11 protein-coding genes are annotated in these 15,471 nt (G+C 71.1%); 10 read left to right on the forward strand and 1 reads right to left on the reverse strand.

Translation table 11 applies throughout. The annotated features are described in order from the left end of the window. The first annotated feature begins 160 nt into the window (after window positions 1-160). From SACE_RS01805 to SACE_RS01825, 5 genes are all read left to right on the forward strand, one after another. Window positions 161-715, forward strand: a complete 555-nt coding sequence (locus SACE_RS01805; protein WP_231849904.1) for a type II secretion system F family protein — start codon at window positions 161-163, stop codon at window positions 713-715. A 55-nt stretch (window positions 716-770) separates the two neighbouring features. Beyond that, complete coding sequence (locus SACE_RS01810) at window positions 771-1,007, forward strand: DUF4244 domain-containing protein (RefSeq protein ID WP_009946477.1); 237 nt, start codon at window positions 771-773, stop codon at window positions 1,005-1,007. Between the two features lie 182 nt (window positions 1,008-1,189). After that, window positions 1,190-1,885, forward strand: a complete 696-nt coding sequence (locus SACE_RS39885) for a TadE family type IV pilus minor pilin (protein WP_231850128.1) — start codon at window positions 1,190-1,192, stop codon at window positions 1,883-1,885. Beyond that, window positions 1,882-2,244 (forward strand): Rv3654c family TadE-like protein, encoded by a 363-nt coding sequence (locus SACE_RS01820; RefSeq protein WP_011873034.1) that lies wholly within the window; start codon window positions 1,882-1,884, stop codon window positions 2,242-2,244. The genes SACE_RS39885 and SACE_RS01820 overlap by 4 nt, the downstream gene beginning before the upstream one ends. A gap of 997 nt (window positions 2,245-3,241) precedes the next feature. Next, the gene (locus SACE_RS01825; protein WP_009946472.1) at window positions 3,242-3,898 is read left to right on the forward strand and encodes a bifunctional DNA primase/polymerase; all 657 of its coding nucleotides are present in this window, start codon (window positions 3,242-3,244) and stop codon (window positions 3,896-3,898) included. A gap of 116 nt (window positions 3,899-4,014) precedes the next feature. On the opposite strand, the gene SACE_RS01830 is transcribed toward SACE_RS01825, so the two are convergent. Beyond that, window positions 4,015-6,387, reverse strand: a complete 2,373-nt coding sequence (locus SACE_RS01830) for a DEAD/DEAH box helicase (protein ID WP_009946471.1) — start codon at window positions 6,385-6,387, stop codon at window positions 4,015-4,017. Window positions 6,388-7,583: 1,196 nt separating this feature from the next. On the opposite strand from SACE_RS01830, the gene SACE_RS01835 reads away from it, so the two are divergent. From SACE_RS01835 to SACE_RS01855, 5 genes are all read left to right on the forward strand, one after another. Beyond that, a complete protein-coding gene (locus tag SACE_RS01835; protein ID WP_197537746.1) occupies window positions 7,584-9,890 on the forward strand; it encodes a sodium-translocating pyrophosphatase in 2,307 nt (768 codons plus the stop codon). A 169-nt stretch (window positions 9,891-10,059) separates the two neighbouring features. Then, on the forward strand, window positions 10,060-10,644 hold the full coding sequence (locus SACE_RS01840; RefSeq protein WP_009946468.1) for a hypothetical protein: 585 nt from the start codon (window positions 10,060-10,062) through the stop codon (window positions 10,642-10,644). A gap of 280 nt (window positions 10,645-10,924) precedes the next feature. Next, complete coding sequence (gene topA / locus SACE_RS01845) at window positions 10,925-13,780, forward strand: type I DNA topoisomerase (protein WP_173401299.1); 2,856 nt, start codon at window positions 10,925-10,927, stop codon at window positions 13,778-13,780. A 69-nt stretch (window positions 13,781-13,849) separates the two neighbouring features. After that, window positions 13,850-14,200 (forward strand): hypothetical protein, encoded by a 351-nt coding sequence (locus tag SACE_RS01850; RefSeq protein ID WP_009946466.1) that lies wholly within the window; start codon window positions 13,850-13,852, stop codon window positions 14,198-14,200. Between the two features lie 42 nt (window positions 14,201-14,242). Next, entirely contained in the window at window positions 14,243-15,454 is a 1,212-nt protein-coding gene (locus tag SACE_RS01855) for a DNA polymerase III subunit delta' (RefSeq protein WP_009946464.1), read from the forward strand. Window positions 15,455-15,471 lie beyond the last annotated feature (17 nt).

The following is a 15,471-nucleotide window of genomic DNA, read 5'->3' on the forward strand; positions in this document are numbered from 1 at the left end:
GACAGCTCTGCCCACCGATGCCCTGAGCGGCCTCCCAGCTGGTTTCCCCATGGACCTCCCACCCGGTCTCCCCATGGACGTCCCGCCCGGGTTCGTCACCGACTCCGCGCCAACAAGGTCCTCAGCCGGTCTTCACGCCCATCCCTCGGCGCGGGAGCAGGTGGGGTCGCTGCCGGCCCGGTTGCGAGCTGTCCGCATCGCGATGGCCCGGTTCGCCGCCTCGATGGGCGGTTGCAGGTGGGCTGATCGCTTCCGCCGAAGATCTGCGAAGACCGACCCCCTCGTGCTCGCCGCGGGCTGGGACCTGCTCGCTGCCGGGATGCGGGCAGGGCTGCCGGTGCCGGTGATCTTGCGGGCCGTTGCGGCGGAGTTCGACGGCGCCCCGGCGGGTGTGCTCGACGAGGTGGCTCGGCTGCTCGCCCTCGGTGCGGATGCCGTGGCCGCGTGGGAACCCGCGCTGCGACACCCCGATACCGAGGAACTCGCCCGCGCCGCCCGTCGGACGGCGCGGACCGGGACAGGTCTGGCCGACGTGGCGGCCGACCTCGCCGCGGACGCGCGCGCGTCCGTCGGTGCACGGGCTCAAGCCCATGCCCAGCGGGCGACGGTGTGGGTCGCACTGCCGTTGGGTCTGTGCTTCCTGCCCGCGTTCCTGTGCCTCGGTGTCCTTCCGGTGGTCGCAGGAATGCTCAACCGCATTGTCGCAACCTGGTGATTGTCCAATGAGGGCGGACAGTCGTCCGCTCACCGATGAAGAGAGAGGAATCAACATGCAGAGCAACCTCATCGTCCGGAGCCAAGTTTCGACGCGCACTTCGCGTTCGCGATTGTTGTTGCGGCGACTCCGCTTTCTGCTGCGGGGCGACGACGGGATGAGCACCGCGGAGTACGCGATCGGCACGCTGGCCGCGGCCGCACTCGGTGCGATCCTTTACACCGCGGTGAACAGCGACACGATCAAAGGGGCCGTAACCGCTTTGCTCGAACGCGGATTCGCGGGTATCTGATGTCGCGCATGCGAGCCGTGCCGGCGCCGCTGCCCCCGGGCGGCGCCGGCATCGGCGTTCGAACACGGGCCTCTGTACGGGTCAACGGGGCTGAAACATTTCCCTTGTACGTAAGGGAAACCGCACAACCACCACCCACGGCCACGGTCCTGTCAATCCGGCGACTCATCACCATCCGCACCTTGGCTGGCGATCGCGGGGCCGTGACGGTCGAGGCGGCACTCGGCATTTGTTCGCTCGTGCTGGTGTTCGCGCTCGGGGTCGGTGGGTTGTGCGCGGTGATCGGGCAGCTCCGCTGCACGGACGCCGCGGTGGAGGCCGCGCGGCTGACCGCGCGCGGCAGCCAGGCCGAGGCCGCAGGCGCGGTGCGACGGTTGGCGCCGACCGGAGCGACCTTGACCGTCTCGGTGACCGGTGACCAGGTCACTGCCGAGGTGCGGTCGCCGCTGCCCGGCGGGTTCCTGCCCGGCAAGTGGCTGAAGAGCACGGCATTGGCCGTCATGGAACCAGGCGCGGCCACGGCGGCCGTCGAGCCCGCGCCAGCCGGGGACGTCCCGCTGGCCGAGCAGGTCCCGCCAGTCGAGCAAGTCCCGCCCGAGCAAGTCCCGCCAGTAGGCCCGACCCCAGGCCCCAGTCAGTCCGAAGGTTCGAACGAGCCAACCACATCCCGAACGCCGAACGAGTCCGATACGCCCACCAAGGAGTCCGGAAGCTCGACGTCCGGAATCGCCACGTCCGATGTCAAGGAGAACGACAACGATGCGGGTGAAATCCCGGCCACCACCGGCCCGCTTTTGGGCCGACCACTCTCGGGTGGCGATCTGCGGCCAGCGTCCAGTGCCGCGGAAACAGCTTCTCCGGAAGGAGGTGTGCCGTGACGACACGTGCCTCGCTTGCCGGTGACCGTGGTGCGGCAACGGTGTTCTCCGCACTGCTCTCGATCGCACTGGTCGCCGTGCTGGCGTTGGCGTTGCAGTTGGCCTCCGGTGTTGTCACGCGACACAGAGCGGAGGGGGCTGCTGACCTCGCCGCCTTGGCGGCAGCGGCGCACGTGGTGCAGGGTCCGGAGTTCGCGTGCGGGCGCGCGGACTGGGTGGCGCGGGGTATGGACATCGCGATCACGTCCTGCCGGCTGGAAGGAGCCAACGCGCGCATCGAGGCGCGGGCGGACTCGCCCGTGCTGGGCAGCTTCGCGGTCATCACCGCACGCGCCCATGCCGGATCAGCCGGAGGTTGACTGCCGCCGAACTTCGGGATAGGTGACCAAATCTCGGAAAAGATGAGGCAATTGGGATATTGCTGAGCATAGGTCGTTGGTATTAGTCGCAGGTGTTGCCGAATGTTGCCACTGGCTCGTGGATTCCGCTGCGACCAGGCCTGTCTCCACGTGCAAGTAGGCGCCAGTACGCATGTGCGCGCCCGCGTACGCGCATATGCGTGCGCCCGTACACGGGTGCGCACACGCGCGAATCTGGCGGTGGCGCAACGGCAAACGCCGCAACACGCCGAGAGGTGAGAGCGCCGTGATCTTGGAGCTGCGGGCGTGAGCGCGTTGCGCAGGCCGATCAAGCGCGCATGATGCTGTTGCGTGCGGCGGGTTTTCGGCCGTTCACGGTGTCCGAGACGCAAGCTGCTCCATGTGCCGGGAGCTGCGAGTTGTGCGCGGCCGCTTCGCTGCTCCGTATGGCCGGATGTGTTCGGCAGCACTGGTCAATGTGGTGGCGCACGTTGTCGTCCACTGGCATGTTGGTTTGGACGGCGACATCCACGGGTACGAGATCGTCATCGGTCCGCTCCACCGCCGGATCTCCGCTCGGCTTCCGCCCGTCGACGCGCTGTCTTCCGGCCGCCCGGTCGTCGTCCGGCCGACCGCCGGTGGAGTCAGGTCGGCGGACGCCGTTCCGCCGCTGATCCACGACGAGCGGTCAGCACGACTCGACGAGAGGTCGGCGACCGGTTCGGGATGGCCGTTGTTGCAACAAGTTCGCGACTTCGGCGCTCGTTCGCGCGCCGTTCGTCAGGATGATCTATCGGCCGCTCTCTCGCGCCCGCTGCGTTCGTCGAAGCCAAATGACCGGTCGTCGATGCGGGGGTGTACCGCGGGTGCCTTCGTGACGTTCATTAGTGGTGTGAGCGCGGGACCCAACGGTCCGCGACAACGGAGTCGGGACTCAGGTGACACCCCCGAATCACCGGGAACCGCGCGCACTGCTGAACAGGGAGGCGGAGTAGAGATGGATTGGTCGGCGGATGAGTGGCAGGACGCCATCGGCGGTGTCCGGGCTCTCCAAGCCGGGCTGCTGAACAACCGGATCGAGCTGCGGGTCGAGGCGATCGGCTTCGCTTCGCGCGGCTGGCCGGTGCTGCCCGGGACCTATCCGGTGGGCACTCGGTGGATCGGACGCGACGGCGGCGAAGCCGACGGTCCGATGCCGGTGCACCAGGACTGGGAGGAACGGCTCGGGACCAACCCCGACCAGGTGGCCGCCTGGTGGTCCGGTCGTCCTCACAGCCTGCTGCTCGCGACCGGGACGGCCGTCAACGCCGTCGAGGTCGACGCGGCGCTCGGCTACCGCGCCGCCGTCGCCCTGCGCACGCTGGGATTCCCGGTCCCGATCGTGGCCGTTCCCAACGGGCGCTGGTATTTCCTGACCTCCGGCGGAGATCGGCTGGCCCCCGAACTGGCCGATCTCACCGAGGTCAGGTTGCACGGAGCCGGCAGCTGGGTCCCCATGCCGCCGACCACCTACCCGCACGGTGCGGCGCACTGGCGGGTCAAGCCCGAGGTCTGCGGGTGGACCCTGCCGTCGCTGGACTTCGTGCAGGACGCCCTCGTCCAAGGACTCAACCAGGACCACAACGTGGCTGACCTCGTCGCAGCAGGCGGATGACCGCCATGTCGACCGGGACCGCACCGCACGCATCGGCACCGCGCCCTGGGCACCCCGAGAACACGACCGGCGGCATGAGGAGCGACCACCGCGCTGCGCACGAGCGCGAATCGCACTCAATCCCGCTGACGCCGCTCGTGCAGCCCAGCCGATCCGGCGAGCCGGCCCGCGGTCGACACCGCGTCGAGAACAGCCACCGCCCCCGCCTTGTCCAGCGGTTCGTTGCCGTTCCCGCACTTCGGCGACTGGACGCAGGACGGGCACCCAGCCGGGCACTCGCAGGAAGCGATCGCTTCCCGCGTCGCGGCCAGCCATGGGAACAGCGCGGCAAAGCCGCGATCGGCGAATCCGGCCCCTCCCGGATGACCGTCGTGCACGAACACCGTCGCCTCCCCGGTGTCGGCGTGCATGGCGGTGGAGACACCGCCGATGTCCCATCGATCGCAGGTAGCGAACAGCGGTAGCAGGCCGATCGCCGCGTGCTCGGCGGCATGCAGCGCACCGGGGATGCGCGCCGGATCCAGCCCGGCGCCCCCCGGTGCGCTGCCGCACAGCAGCTCCGGGCTGATCGTGTACCAGACAGCCCTGGTCACCAGCTTCCTGGCGGGCAGGTCCAGCGGTACCTGGTCGAGCACCCGGCCCGACGGCAGCGTGCGCAGGTAGCCGACGACCTGCGAGGTGACCTCCACGTCACCCAGGCACACCGCCACGTCGGGGCCCACCTGCCGGTGCTCGACGGTCCGCAGCACCGAGATGTCGACCGACTCCCGCGCCGAAGTCGTCCAGTCCGGGCTCTCGGCGTGCACAAGCGCGAGGTCGGTGTTTAGGTCCAGCTCGTCGACCACGAACGACTCGCCCTGATGCAGGTAGACGGCACCCGGGTGCACCGTGGCGCACGCCGAGTCGGGGTCGACGGTGCCGAGCATCCGGCCGGAGTCGCCCTCGACCACCGCTACCTGCGAGCCGCCCGAACCCCGCAGTTCGACGCTGCGGTGCGGGCGCTCCCGCTCGGTCCAGTACCAGCCGTGCGGACGTCGCCGCAGCACGCCGTCGGCGGTGAGCGCGTGGACCGCCTCCGCCGCGGGTGCGCCGCCGAAGGCGTCGAAGCACTCCTCCTTCAGCGGAAGCTCGGACGCGGCGCACGCCAGGTGCGGTTCGAGCACGTACGGGTTCGCCGGGTCGAGCACGGTGGCCTCGACCGGGCGTTCCAGCACTGCGGGCGGGTGGTGCACGAGATAGGTGTCCAGCGGGTCGTCCCTGGCGACGAAGACCACCAGCGCGCCTTCGCCGTCGCGGCCCGCCCGGCCCGCCTGCTGCCAGAAGGAGGCAAGCGTGCCCGGGTAACCCGCGACGATCACCGCGTCCAGGCCGGCGATGTCGACCCCGAGCTCCAGCGCGTTCGTCGTCGCCACCGCGCGCAGGTCACCGGCGAGCAGGGCGCGTTCCAGCGCACGGCGGTCCTCCGGCAGGTAGCCGCCCCGGTACGCCTTGACCCGGTCGGGCAGGCTCGAGTCGACCTCGGCGAGCGCGCGCTGGGCCGACAGCGCCGCGACCTCCACCCCGCGTCGCGAGCGGATGAAGGCGAGCGTGCGGGCGTCCTCGATCACCAGCTCGGTCATGATCCGCGCCGTCTCCGAACCAGCCGACCGCCGGACCGGAGCACCGTTCTCGCCGATCACCTCCTCCAGCAGCGGAGGCTCCCACAACGCCACGGTGCGCGCGCCGCGCGGCGAACCGTCGTCGGTGATCGCCCGGCACCGGGCACCGGTCAGCCGCTCGCCGAGGTCGCCCGGGTCGGACACGGTCGCCGAAGCCAGCACGAATACCGGGTCCGCGCCGTAGTGGTGTGCGATGCGCCGAAGCCGCCGCAGCAGCAGCGCGACGTGCGAGCCGAACACGCCCCGGTAGGTGTGGCACTCGTCGACGACGACGTAGCGCAGGCTGCGGAAGAACCGCGCCCAGCGGCTGTGGGCGGGCAGCACACCGAGGTGCAGCATGTCCGGATTGGTGAAGACCCAGCGGCCGTAGGCGCGCACCCAGTCGCGGTCGACCTTCGGAGTGTCGCCGTCGTAGCCGGCCGCGCGAATGCCTCCGAGCCCCAGCTCCTCGACGGCGCGTAGCTGGTCGGCGCCGAGCGCCTTGGTCGGGGAGAGGTAGAGGGCGGTCGCCGTGCGGTCCTCCAGCAGCCGCGACAGCACCGGGAGCTGGTACACCATCGACTTGCCCGACGCGGTGCCGGTCGCGACCACGACGTGCTGCCCGGACCGAACGGCGTCGGCGCCCTCGACCTGGTGCACCCACGGCTCGCGGACCCCGCGCGCGGCGTAGGCGTCGACGACCTCGGCCGGCACCCACGACGGCCACTCCGCGGTGCGGGCGGAGCGTTCCGGCAGGTGCTTGACGTGGCGCAGCGGCGACTCGGCGGAGGGAACCCCGGCGAGCACGCGGTCGAGCAGGTGCCGTCCCCTGTCCTTGCTCTCTGCGGTCACCCTCCGAGCCTTGCACAGGCCGATGCGGCCGAGCCGGGCTGTCTGCGGGACGGACGTCGAAGCTGCTCGCAAGACGCGGATCGAGGCCGTCCGCGCGCCGGGTATCGAGGCCGTCCGCGCGGGCGGACAGCGGGGGAGCGGCGCGAGCACGGCAGTGCCGAGGGGCGCGAGCACGGCAGTGCGGAGCGGAGGATCTCCCGGTGGGGGCATTTGACCAGGCATTTCGCCGGGTCGCGAGGCGGCTGGACGGGCCGATGCGGCTCTGGAGGCGACGCCCGGACGCGCAGTCGCTCGCGCCCTCGATTCTCGACGCCGTGTTGGCGACCTTGCCCGAAGCGCTACACCGCCCGAGGTCGCCGCGTCGGCATCGGCTGGACACGCGGTTGCCCGTGGCGCCACGCCGTCCGGGTCCGTCGTATCGGCATCGGCTGGCCAACGACGGCGCCCGGAGCGCCGCACCGTCGGGGCCGCCGCACCGACAACAGATGCGCAAGCGCGCCGCCCGTGGCGCCACGCCGTTCGGGTCCGTCGTATCGACGTCGGCTGGCCAACGACGGCGCCCGGAGCGCCGCCCGTCGGGCCGCCGCGTCGCCGTCCATCGCATCGGCCTGCGCCGCCGCCATTCGACATCGCGGCGCGATGCGCCGCGCCCTCGGTGCCGGGTGCCCTCGGCAGACCCTCCCGCCCCATCCGTACCGGGAGCCCGCATAGCACCACAGCGAGTTGCCGCTCGCCCGTCGCCTCCGCGCTGCGAGCCGGAGGGCGTCGCGAGCCCCTGCGTGTGGGCGCGTCCGACGATCGGGTGGTTTTGATCCGCAGGATGGATTTAACTGAAAAAGTTGCCCTTTACTACATGTCACCCGTTCGGTCCAAATCAAGATCGCACCTTTCGGGTGATCAAGTAGGCGGCTGAATCGATTTTTCGGTAACGAATGTGCACGTCGCGACGAGTCGCGTATCACACCGTGAGGTAAGCCACTCGTGGCCTGAATAGACTTCCCGGCCACGACGTCGCCACGGCCGACCGAAGGTCGGCGCGAGGCGGGGCCGCCTACCGCGCGCCGGAGGGCAGTGCCGTCGGATCGGCGCACCGCCGGCGCAGAACCGAGCACAAACCAGGAGGACGGATGTCCCTGCTCACCCCGGTCCAGCAAGGCTGGGCCCAGGGCACTGCACCACCGAGCTCGTCGCACCGGATGGACCTCGCCCAGCACGCCACGGGCATCGAGCTCGCCACCGCCGACTACGCCGTCGTCGGCGCGGTCATGGTGATCGCCCTGGCGGCGCTGGCCTTCGGCTACGTACTGATCAGGGAAGTGCTCGCCGCCGGACAGGGCACCGCCAAGATGCAGGACATCGCCAAGGCGGTCCAGGAAGGTGCGTCCGCCTACCTCAACCGGCAGTTCCGCACCCTGGCGATCTTCGCGGTCGTGGTGTTCCTGCTGCTGTTCGCGCTTCCCGCGGAGTCGACCGGCGAGGCCGTCGGCCGGTCGATCTTCTTCCTCTTCGGCGCCGCGTTCTCCGCGGTCATCGGCTACCTCGGCATGTGGCTTTCGACCAGGGCGAACGTCCGGGTGGCGGCCGCGGCCCGGGAGAAGGAGGCGGGCCGCGAGAAGGCGATGCGGGTCGCCTTCCGCACCGGCGGCGTGGTCGGCATGATCACCGTCGGTCTCGGTCTGTTCGGTGCCGCGCTGGTGGTCATGGTCTACGCGGGCGGCGCGCCGCGGGTCCTGGAGGGCTTCGGCTTCGGAGCGGCGCTGCTGGCGATGTTCATGCGGGTCGGTGGCGGCATCTTCACCAAGGCCGCCGACGTCGGCGCCGACCTGGTCGGCAAGGTCGAGCAGAACATCCCCGAGGACGACCCGCGCAACGCCGCGACCATCGCCGACAACGTGGGCGACAACGTCGGCGACTGCGCGGGCATGGCGGCCGACCTGTTCGAGTCCTACGCGGTCACGCTCGTGGCCTCGCTGATCCTGGGCACCGCGGCCTTCGGTCTGCAGGGCCTGCTGTTCCCGCTGATCGTCCCGGCCATCGGCGTGGTCACCGCGGTCATCGGCGTCTACATCACCAAGGCCAGGGCCGGTGAGAGCGCCCTGACGGCGATCAACCGCTCCTTCTTCATCTCGGCGGCGATCTCCGCCGTGCTGTGCGCCGGTGCGGCCCTGCTGTACCTGCCCAGCTCGTTCTCCGGTCTCACCGGCGTGTCCGACGAGATCCGCGCGACCGGCGGCAACCCGGCCGTCATCGCGCTGGTCGCGGTGATCATCGGCATCGTGCTCGCCGCGGTCATCCTCAAGCTGACCGGCTACTTCACCGCCACCGAGCACCGCCCGGTGCGCGATGTCGGCAAGTCCTCGCTGACCGGTGCCGCGACCGTCATCCTCAGCGGCATGTCGGTGGGCTTCGAGTCCGCCGTCTACACCGCGCTGGTCGTCGGCGCCGCGGTGTTCGGCGCGTTCCTGCTGTCGGGCTCGCTGGCGGTGGCGCTGTTCGCGATCGCGCTGGCCGGCTGCGGTCTGCTGACCACCGTCGGCGTCATCGTCGCGATGGACACCTTCGGCCCGGTCAGCGACAACGCGCAGGGCATCGCCGAGATGTCCGGTGACGTCGAGGGAGAGGGCGCGCAGATCCTCACCGAGCTCGACGCGGTCGGCAACACCACCAAGGCGATCACCAAGGGCATCGCGATCGCGACCGCCGTGCTGGCGGCGACGGCGCTGTTCGGCTCCTACCGCGACGCCATCAACCAGGCGCTGGCCAGCGCCGGTGGCGCGCTCGCCGAGATGGAGTTCATCGTGTTCGCGCCGAACGTGCTGGTCGGCGTGGCCATCGGGGCGGCCGTGGTGTTCTTCTTCTCGGGCCTTGCGATCAACGCCGTGTCGAGGGCGGCGGGTGCCGTGGTCTACGAGGTGCGGCGCCAGTTCAAGGACATGCCGGGGATCATGGACGGCTCGCAGCGCCCGGAGTACGGCAAGGTCGTCGACATCTGCACCCGCGACTCGCTGCGGGAGCTGGCCACGCCGGGTCTGCTGGCGGTGCTGGCGCCGGTCGCGGTGGGCTTCGGGCTGGGCGTGGGCCCGCTCGCGGGCTACCTCGCCGGTGCCATCGCCACCGGGACGCTGATGGCGATCTTCCTCGCCAACTCCGGTGGTGCCTGGGACAACTCCAAGAAGCTGGTCGAGGACGGCCACCACGGCGGCAAGGGCTCCGAGGCCCACGCCGCGACCGTCATCGGTGACACCGTCGGCGACCCGTTCAAGGACACCGCCGGTCCGGCGATCAACCCGCTGCTGAAGGTGATGAACCTGGTGTCGGTGCTGATCGCCCCGGCCGTGGTCACCTTCGGCGTCGGCGCGACCGACTCGCCCGCGATCAGGTTCAGCATCGCCGGCGTCGCGGTCGTGGTGATCGTCGCCGCGGTGGTGGTGTCGAAGCGCCGCAGCACGGCGATCGCCGACGCTCCTGCCAACGACGAGGAGGGAAAAATAGCCACCGCCTGAGCTGATCCGATCCGAACCCGTTCGGGGGCGTCCGGAGCACCGGGCGCCCCCGTTCGCCGTCATCAGCTTCACCTGAACGTGTGAGTCGAGGTTGCGGATCGGGGAATTTCGGCCGCTTCCGCGTGACGGCGCTGGCCATGCTCGAACGGCAGTTCTACGATCGGACGCCGTGGACCAGCTGTCCTTCTTCTCGGCTGAGGCCCGGCACCCCCGCATCGCCGACCTGGCGGGGCTGCTGTGCGGGCCGGGACAGGCCGTGGGGTTCGGGCGCGGCACCGCGGCGCGGCTCTCGGTCGTGGTCGACGACGCGTGGCGGGCCCGGTCGCTGGTCCTGGCGTGCGCGGACCGCGGCGTGGACGCCGAGCTGGGCCGCTCCGACGAGGGCCGTCCGCTCGTGCGCACCGCCTTCCGCGCCGACCTCACCGAGCTCGCCCGCCACTGGCTGCGCGGTGCGGTGAAGTCGGTGCCCGCCGACTTCGCGCCGGACGGCTGCGCGCTGCGGCTCTGGGCGCTGACCGCCGGCCGACTGGAGCCCGGCGGCTACCTGCTGGGCCTGGACCCGCACGCCCCCGAGACGCACGAACCGCTGGTCGCGGCGCTGGCCCGCAGCGGTCTGCCCGCCAGGTTCATCGGCGCCCGGGCCGGCGGACCGGCACTGCGGGTGACGGGCAAGCGCCGGATCGCCCGGCTGGCGGAGCTGGTCGGACCGGTGCCCGATGGTGCGATCGAGCGAACGTGGCCGCTGGTGTCCTGACTCGTTTGACGCACATCACGCCAGGTCAAGCAACGGAACACGGCCTGTGCCCGATACGTTTCTCAGGATGACGAGCGCGAGGGGCGTTGTGTTGTGTGCGACGCTGTTCGTCCCCGGCACGGCGTAATGGCCCGTGCACGGTGCACACTGAGGAACTTGGACGAGCCGGAGGTGCCTAGGGTTGCGAGGTGCCGACGAGCCGAGGTGCCGAAGGCTTCGCCAGGAGTAGCTCGGGCAACACGAGGGAACGGAAGCCTCCGCGAGAAGAGAGCAGGTAAGCGTGGCTGGGTCGACACGGACGAAGAAGAACGGCGGTACCGGCCGGTCTTCGGGGTCCGCCAACGGGGCGGGCGCCGGGGGGCGGCGGTTGGTGATCGTCGAGTCGCCTGCCAAGGCCCGCAAGATCGCCTCCTACCTCGGCTCCAACTTCGTCGTGGAGTCCTCGCGGGGCCACATCCGGGACCTGCCGAGCGGAGCGGCCGACGTGCCGGCCAAGTACAAGGGCCAGCCGTGGGCCAGGCTGGGCGTGGACGTCGACAACGACTTCGAGCCGCTGTACCTGGTCACCCCGGACAAGAAGGCGACGGTCACCGAGCTCAAGGACGCGCTGAAGGAAGTCGACGAGCTCTACCTCGCCACGGACGGTGACCGCGAGGGCGAGGCGATCGCCTGGCACCTGATGGAGACGCTCAAGCCCAAGGTGCCGGTGCGGCGGATGGTGTTCCACGAGATCACCGAGTCGGCCATCCAGTCCGCCGCGGCCAACCCCCGCGAGCTGGACCGGGACCTGGTGGATGCCCAGGAGACCCGGCGCATCCTGGACCGGCTCTACGGCTACGAGGTCAGCCCCGTGCTGTGGAAGAAGGTCATGCCGAAGCTGTCGGCGGGCCGCGTGCAGTCGGTGGCGACCCGGATCGTGGTCGAGCGGGAGCGCGAGCGGATCAAGTTCGTGCCCGCCGAGTACTGGGACATCTCGGCGACGATGGACGCAGGCCCTGACGCCGAACCGCGCCGCTTCGGCGCGCGGCTGGTCAGCGTCGACGGCGCCAAGCTGGCCACCGGCCGGGACTTCGGCCCCGACGGCAGGCTCAAGAACGACGACGTCCGGCTGCTCAACGAGGCGGAGGCCCGCAGGCTGGCGACCGGGCTGACCGACGCGCGCCTGAGCGTCTCCAGCGTCGAGGAGAAGCCCTACACGCGGAAGCCGTACGCGCCGTTCATGACCTCCACGCTGCAGCAGGAGGCCAGCCGCAAGCTCCGCTTCTCGGCCGACCGCACGATGCGCACCGCGCAGCGGCTGTACGAGAACGGCTACATCACCTACATGCGAACCGACTCCACGACGCTGTCGGAGACGGCGATCACGGCGGCTCGCAACCAGGCCAGGGACCTCTACGGCGACGAGTACCTGTCGCCGCAGCCCCGCCAGTACAACCGCAAGGTCAAGAACGCCCAGGAGGCGCACGAGGCGATCCGGCCCGCGGGCGAGAGCTTCCGCACGCCCGGCCAGGTGGCCGCCGAGCTCGACACCGACGGCTACAAGCTCTACGAGCTGATCTGGCAGCGCACCATCGCCTCCCAGATGGCCGACGCCAAGGGCACGACCCTGTCGGTGCGCATCACCGGCACCTCCGCCGACGGCGAGGAGTGCACGTTCGCCGCCTCCGGCCGCACGATCACCTTCGCCGGTTTCCTCAAGGCCTACGTCGAGGCGGTCGACTCGGAGGCCGGCGGGGTCGCCGACGACGCCGAGTCCCGGCTGCCGCGGCTGGCGCAGTACCAGGCGGTCACCGCGCCGGAGCTCTCGCCGGACGGCCACAGCACCAACCCGCCGCCGCGCTACACCGAGGCGAGCCTGGTCAAGGCCCTGGAGGAGCTGGGCATCGGCCGCCCGTCGACCTATGCCTCGATCATCAGCACGGTGCAGGACCGCGGCTACGTGTGGAAGAAGGGCTCCGCGCTGGTGCCCTCCTGGGTGGCGTTCGCGGTCGTGGGCCTGATGGAGAAGCACTTCGGCAGGCTGGTGGACTACGACTTCACCGCGGCGCTGGAGGACGAGCTCGACCGCATCGCCGAGGGCAGGCAGCAGCGCACGAAGTGGCTGTCGGGCTTCTACTTCGGCGGCGAGGTCGGGCCGGACGACTCGATCGGCCGCGCGGGCGGGCTCAAGAAGCTGGTCGGCTCCAGCGTCGAGGAGATCGACGCCCGCGAGGTGAACTCGATCCCGATGTTCACCGACGACGACGGCCGCACGGTCTACGTCCGGGTCGGCCGCTACGGCCCGTACCTGGAGCGGCCGCTGAGCGACAGCGAGTCGCAGCGCGCGAACCTGCCCGACGACCTGCCGCCGGACGAGCTGGACATCCAGATCGCCGAGAAGCTGTTCGCCACCCCGATGGAGGGGCGCAGCCTGGGCACCGACCCGGAGACCGGCCACGAGGTCCTGGCCAAGGAGGGCCGCTTCGGCCCCTACGTCACCGAGGTGCTGCCGGAGGGCAGCAAGGGCAAGCCGCGCACCGGCAGCCTGCTGAAGTCGATGTCGCTGGACACCGTGACCATCGACGACGCGCTCAAGCTGCTGGCGCTGCCGCGCGTGGTCGGCACCGACCCGGAGAGCGGCACTGAGATCACCGCGCAGAACGGCCGGTTCGGGCCGTACCTGAAGCGGGGCTCCGACTCGCGGTCGCTGGACACCGAGGAGCAGATCTTCACGGTCACCCTCGAGGAGGCGCTCAAGCTCTACGCGCAGCCCAAGCAGCGCGGCAGGCGGGCCGCCGCGGCCCCGCTGCGCGAGCTCGGCGACGACCCCGACTCGGGCAAGCCGCTGGTGATCAAGGACGGTCGATTCGGCCCCTACGTCACCGACGGCGAGACCAACGCCTCGCTGCGCAAGGGCGACTCGGTGGAGGAGTTGACGATCGACCGCGCGGTCGAGCTGATCGCCGAGCGGCGGGCGAAGGCGCCGGCGAAGAAGAAGACGGCGTCGAAGTCCAAGAGCACGGCGTCCAAGAGCACGTCGAGCAAGACCACGGCGTCCAAGAGCAGCAGCTCGAAGAGCTCGTCGTCCAACGGCTCGAAGACGACCAAGAGCGGCACCACCAGGAAGCGGACGACCAGCTCGTCGAAGCAGTCCTGATTCCCCTGGCGACGGCGAGGTGCGCGGCGCAGACTTCGGCGCACACCCCGCCGACCAGGGGAGGCGGCGATGCGAGACGCCCTGTCCGGCCCGGACGGCACGCAGCCGTTGGCGCCACCGCCGACGTATCCGGACGTGCTCGGTGGCGGTGAGATCGTCCGCAGCCACATCCGGCCGGCGCAGCCGGTGGCGCCTCCACGGCTGACCGAGCACGAGCGTGCGGCCGCGGTGCGGCCCCGGCGTGCGGCCCGGCATCCGGCGAAGCAGACGGAAGTGCGCGTCGAGCCCGCGAGCGACCAGCGCGCGGGCGGTGTGGCGGGCAAGGTCGTCGGATGCCTGACGATGCTGGTCGTGCTGGGTGGGATCGCGCTGGGAGTGGTCCACCGCCTGCTGGTGGAGTACGGAATCCTCGGGCCGTGACGGACGCCGAGGGCGTCGGCGCCGACCCGTACAGTGCCTGGTGTGGACGTGACCCCGGAGCTGACCACCGGCGTGTGGGCCGACGTCGTCGGCCAGCCGGAAGCGGTGCGAACGCTGCGCGCGGCCGTGCGCGCCGCCGACCTGCTGGCCCGCGGCGAGCCCGCGCCGGCAGGCGCGATGACCCACGCCTGGCTGTTCACCGGCCCTCCGGGCTCCGGGCGCTCGGTCGCCGCCCGGTCCTTCGCCGCGGCGCTGCAGTGCACCTCCGGCGAGGGCTGCGGGCACTGCTCGGCATGCCGGACGGTCCAGGCGGGCACGCACGCCGACGTGCGGGTCGTCGTGCCGGAGGGGTTGTCGATCTCGGTGTCGGAGATGCGGTCGCTGGTGCAGGCGTCGGCGCGCAGGCCGACGACCGGGCAGTGGCGGGTCGTGCTGATCGAGGACTCCGACCGGCTCACCGAGGGAGCGTCGAACGCGCTGCTCAAGGCGGTCGAGGAGCCCCCGGACCGGACGGTGTTCCTGCTCTGCGCGCCTTCGGACCACCCCGAGGACGTGTCGGTGACGATCCGCTCCCGCTGCCGGGTCGTGCAGCTCAAGACCCCCCGGCCGGATGCGATCGCGGAAGTGCTGGCCGAGCGAGACGGCATCGAGCCGCGGATGGCGCAGTGGGCCGCTTCGGTCAGCGGCGGGCACATCGGCCGCGCCCGGCGGCTGGCCACCGACGGCGAGGCGCGCGAGCGGCGGGAGGCGGTGCTCAGCGTCCCGCTGGGGCTGCGCCGGTTCTCCGACGTGTTCACCGCCGCCGGAGGCCTGGTCAAGGCGTCCGAGACGGATGCGGTCGCGGCCAACGAGGACCGCAACGAGGCCGAGAAGGAGGAGCTGCGCACCGCCATGGGCGCCGGCGGCACCGGCAAGGGCACGGCCGCCGCCACCCGAGGCGCGAACGCGGCGATCCGGGAGCTGGAGAAGCGGCAGAAGTCCCGCGCGACCCGGTCGCAGCGCGACGCGCTGGACCTGGCACTGGTCGACCTCGCGGGCTTCTACCGGGACGTGCTGGTGGTGCGCTCGGGTTCGACGGCGGCGTTGAACCACCCCGACTTCGCCCGCTCGGTTTCGAAGGCGGCCGCGGAGTGGACGTCGGAGTCGACGCTGCGCCGGCTCGAAGCGGTGCTCGCGTGCCGGCTCGCGCTCACCCAGAACGTCAAGCCGATCATCGCGGTGGAGGCGATGGCCGCCGCCCTGCACAGAGGCTGAGGCGGCGCGCGGCCTGC

It is taken from the genome of Saccharopolyspora erythraea NRRL 2338 (assembly GCF_000062885.1).
GTDB lineage: Bacteria > Actinomycetota > Actinomycetes > Mycobacteriales > Pseudonocardiaceae > Saccharopolyspora_D > Saccharopolyspora_D erythraea.

Bases quoted from the DNA above. Each gene is read 5' to 3' on its own strand.
- SACE_RS01825 (WP_009946472.1), top strand. From the start codon at position 3,242: ATGGATTGGTCGGCGGATGAGTGGCAGGACGCCATCGGCGGTGTCCGG.
- SACE_RS01835 (WP_197537746.1), top strand. From the start codon at position 7,584: ATGGACCTCGCCCAGCACGCCACGGGCATCGAGCTCGCCACCGCCGAC.
- SACE_RS01810 (WP_009946477.1), top strand. From the start codon at position 771: ATGCAGAGCAACCTCATCGTCCGGAGCCAAGTTTCGACGCGCACTTCG.
- SACE_RS01850 (WP_009946466.1), top strand. From the start codon at position 13,850: ATGCGAGACGCCCTGTCCGGCCCGGACGGCACGCAGCCGTTGGCGCCA.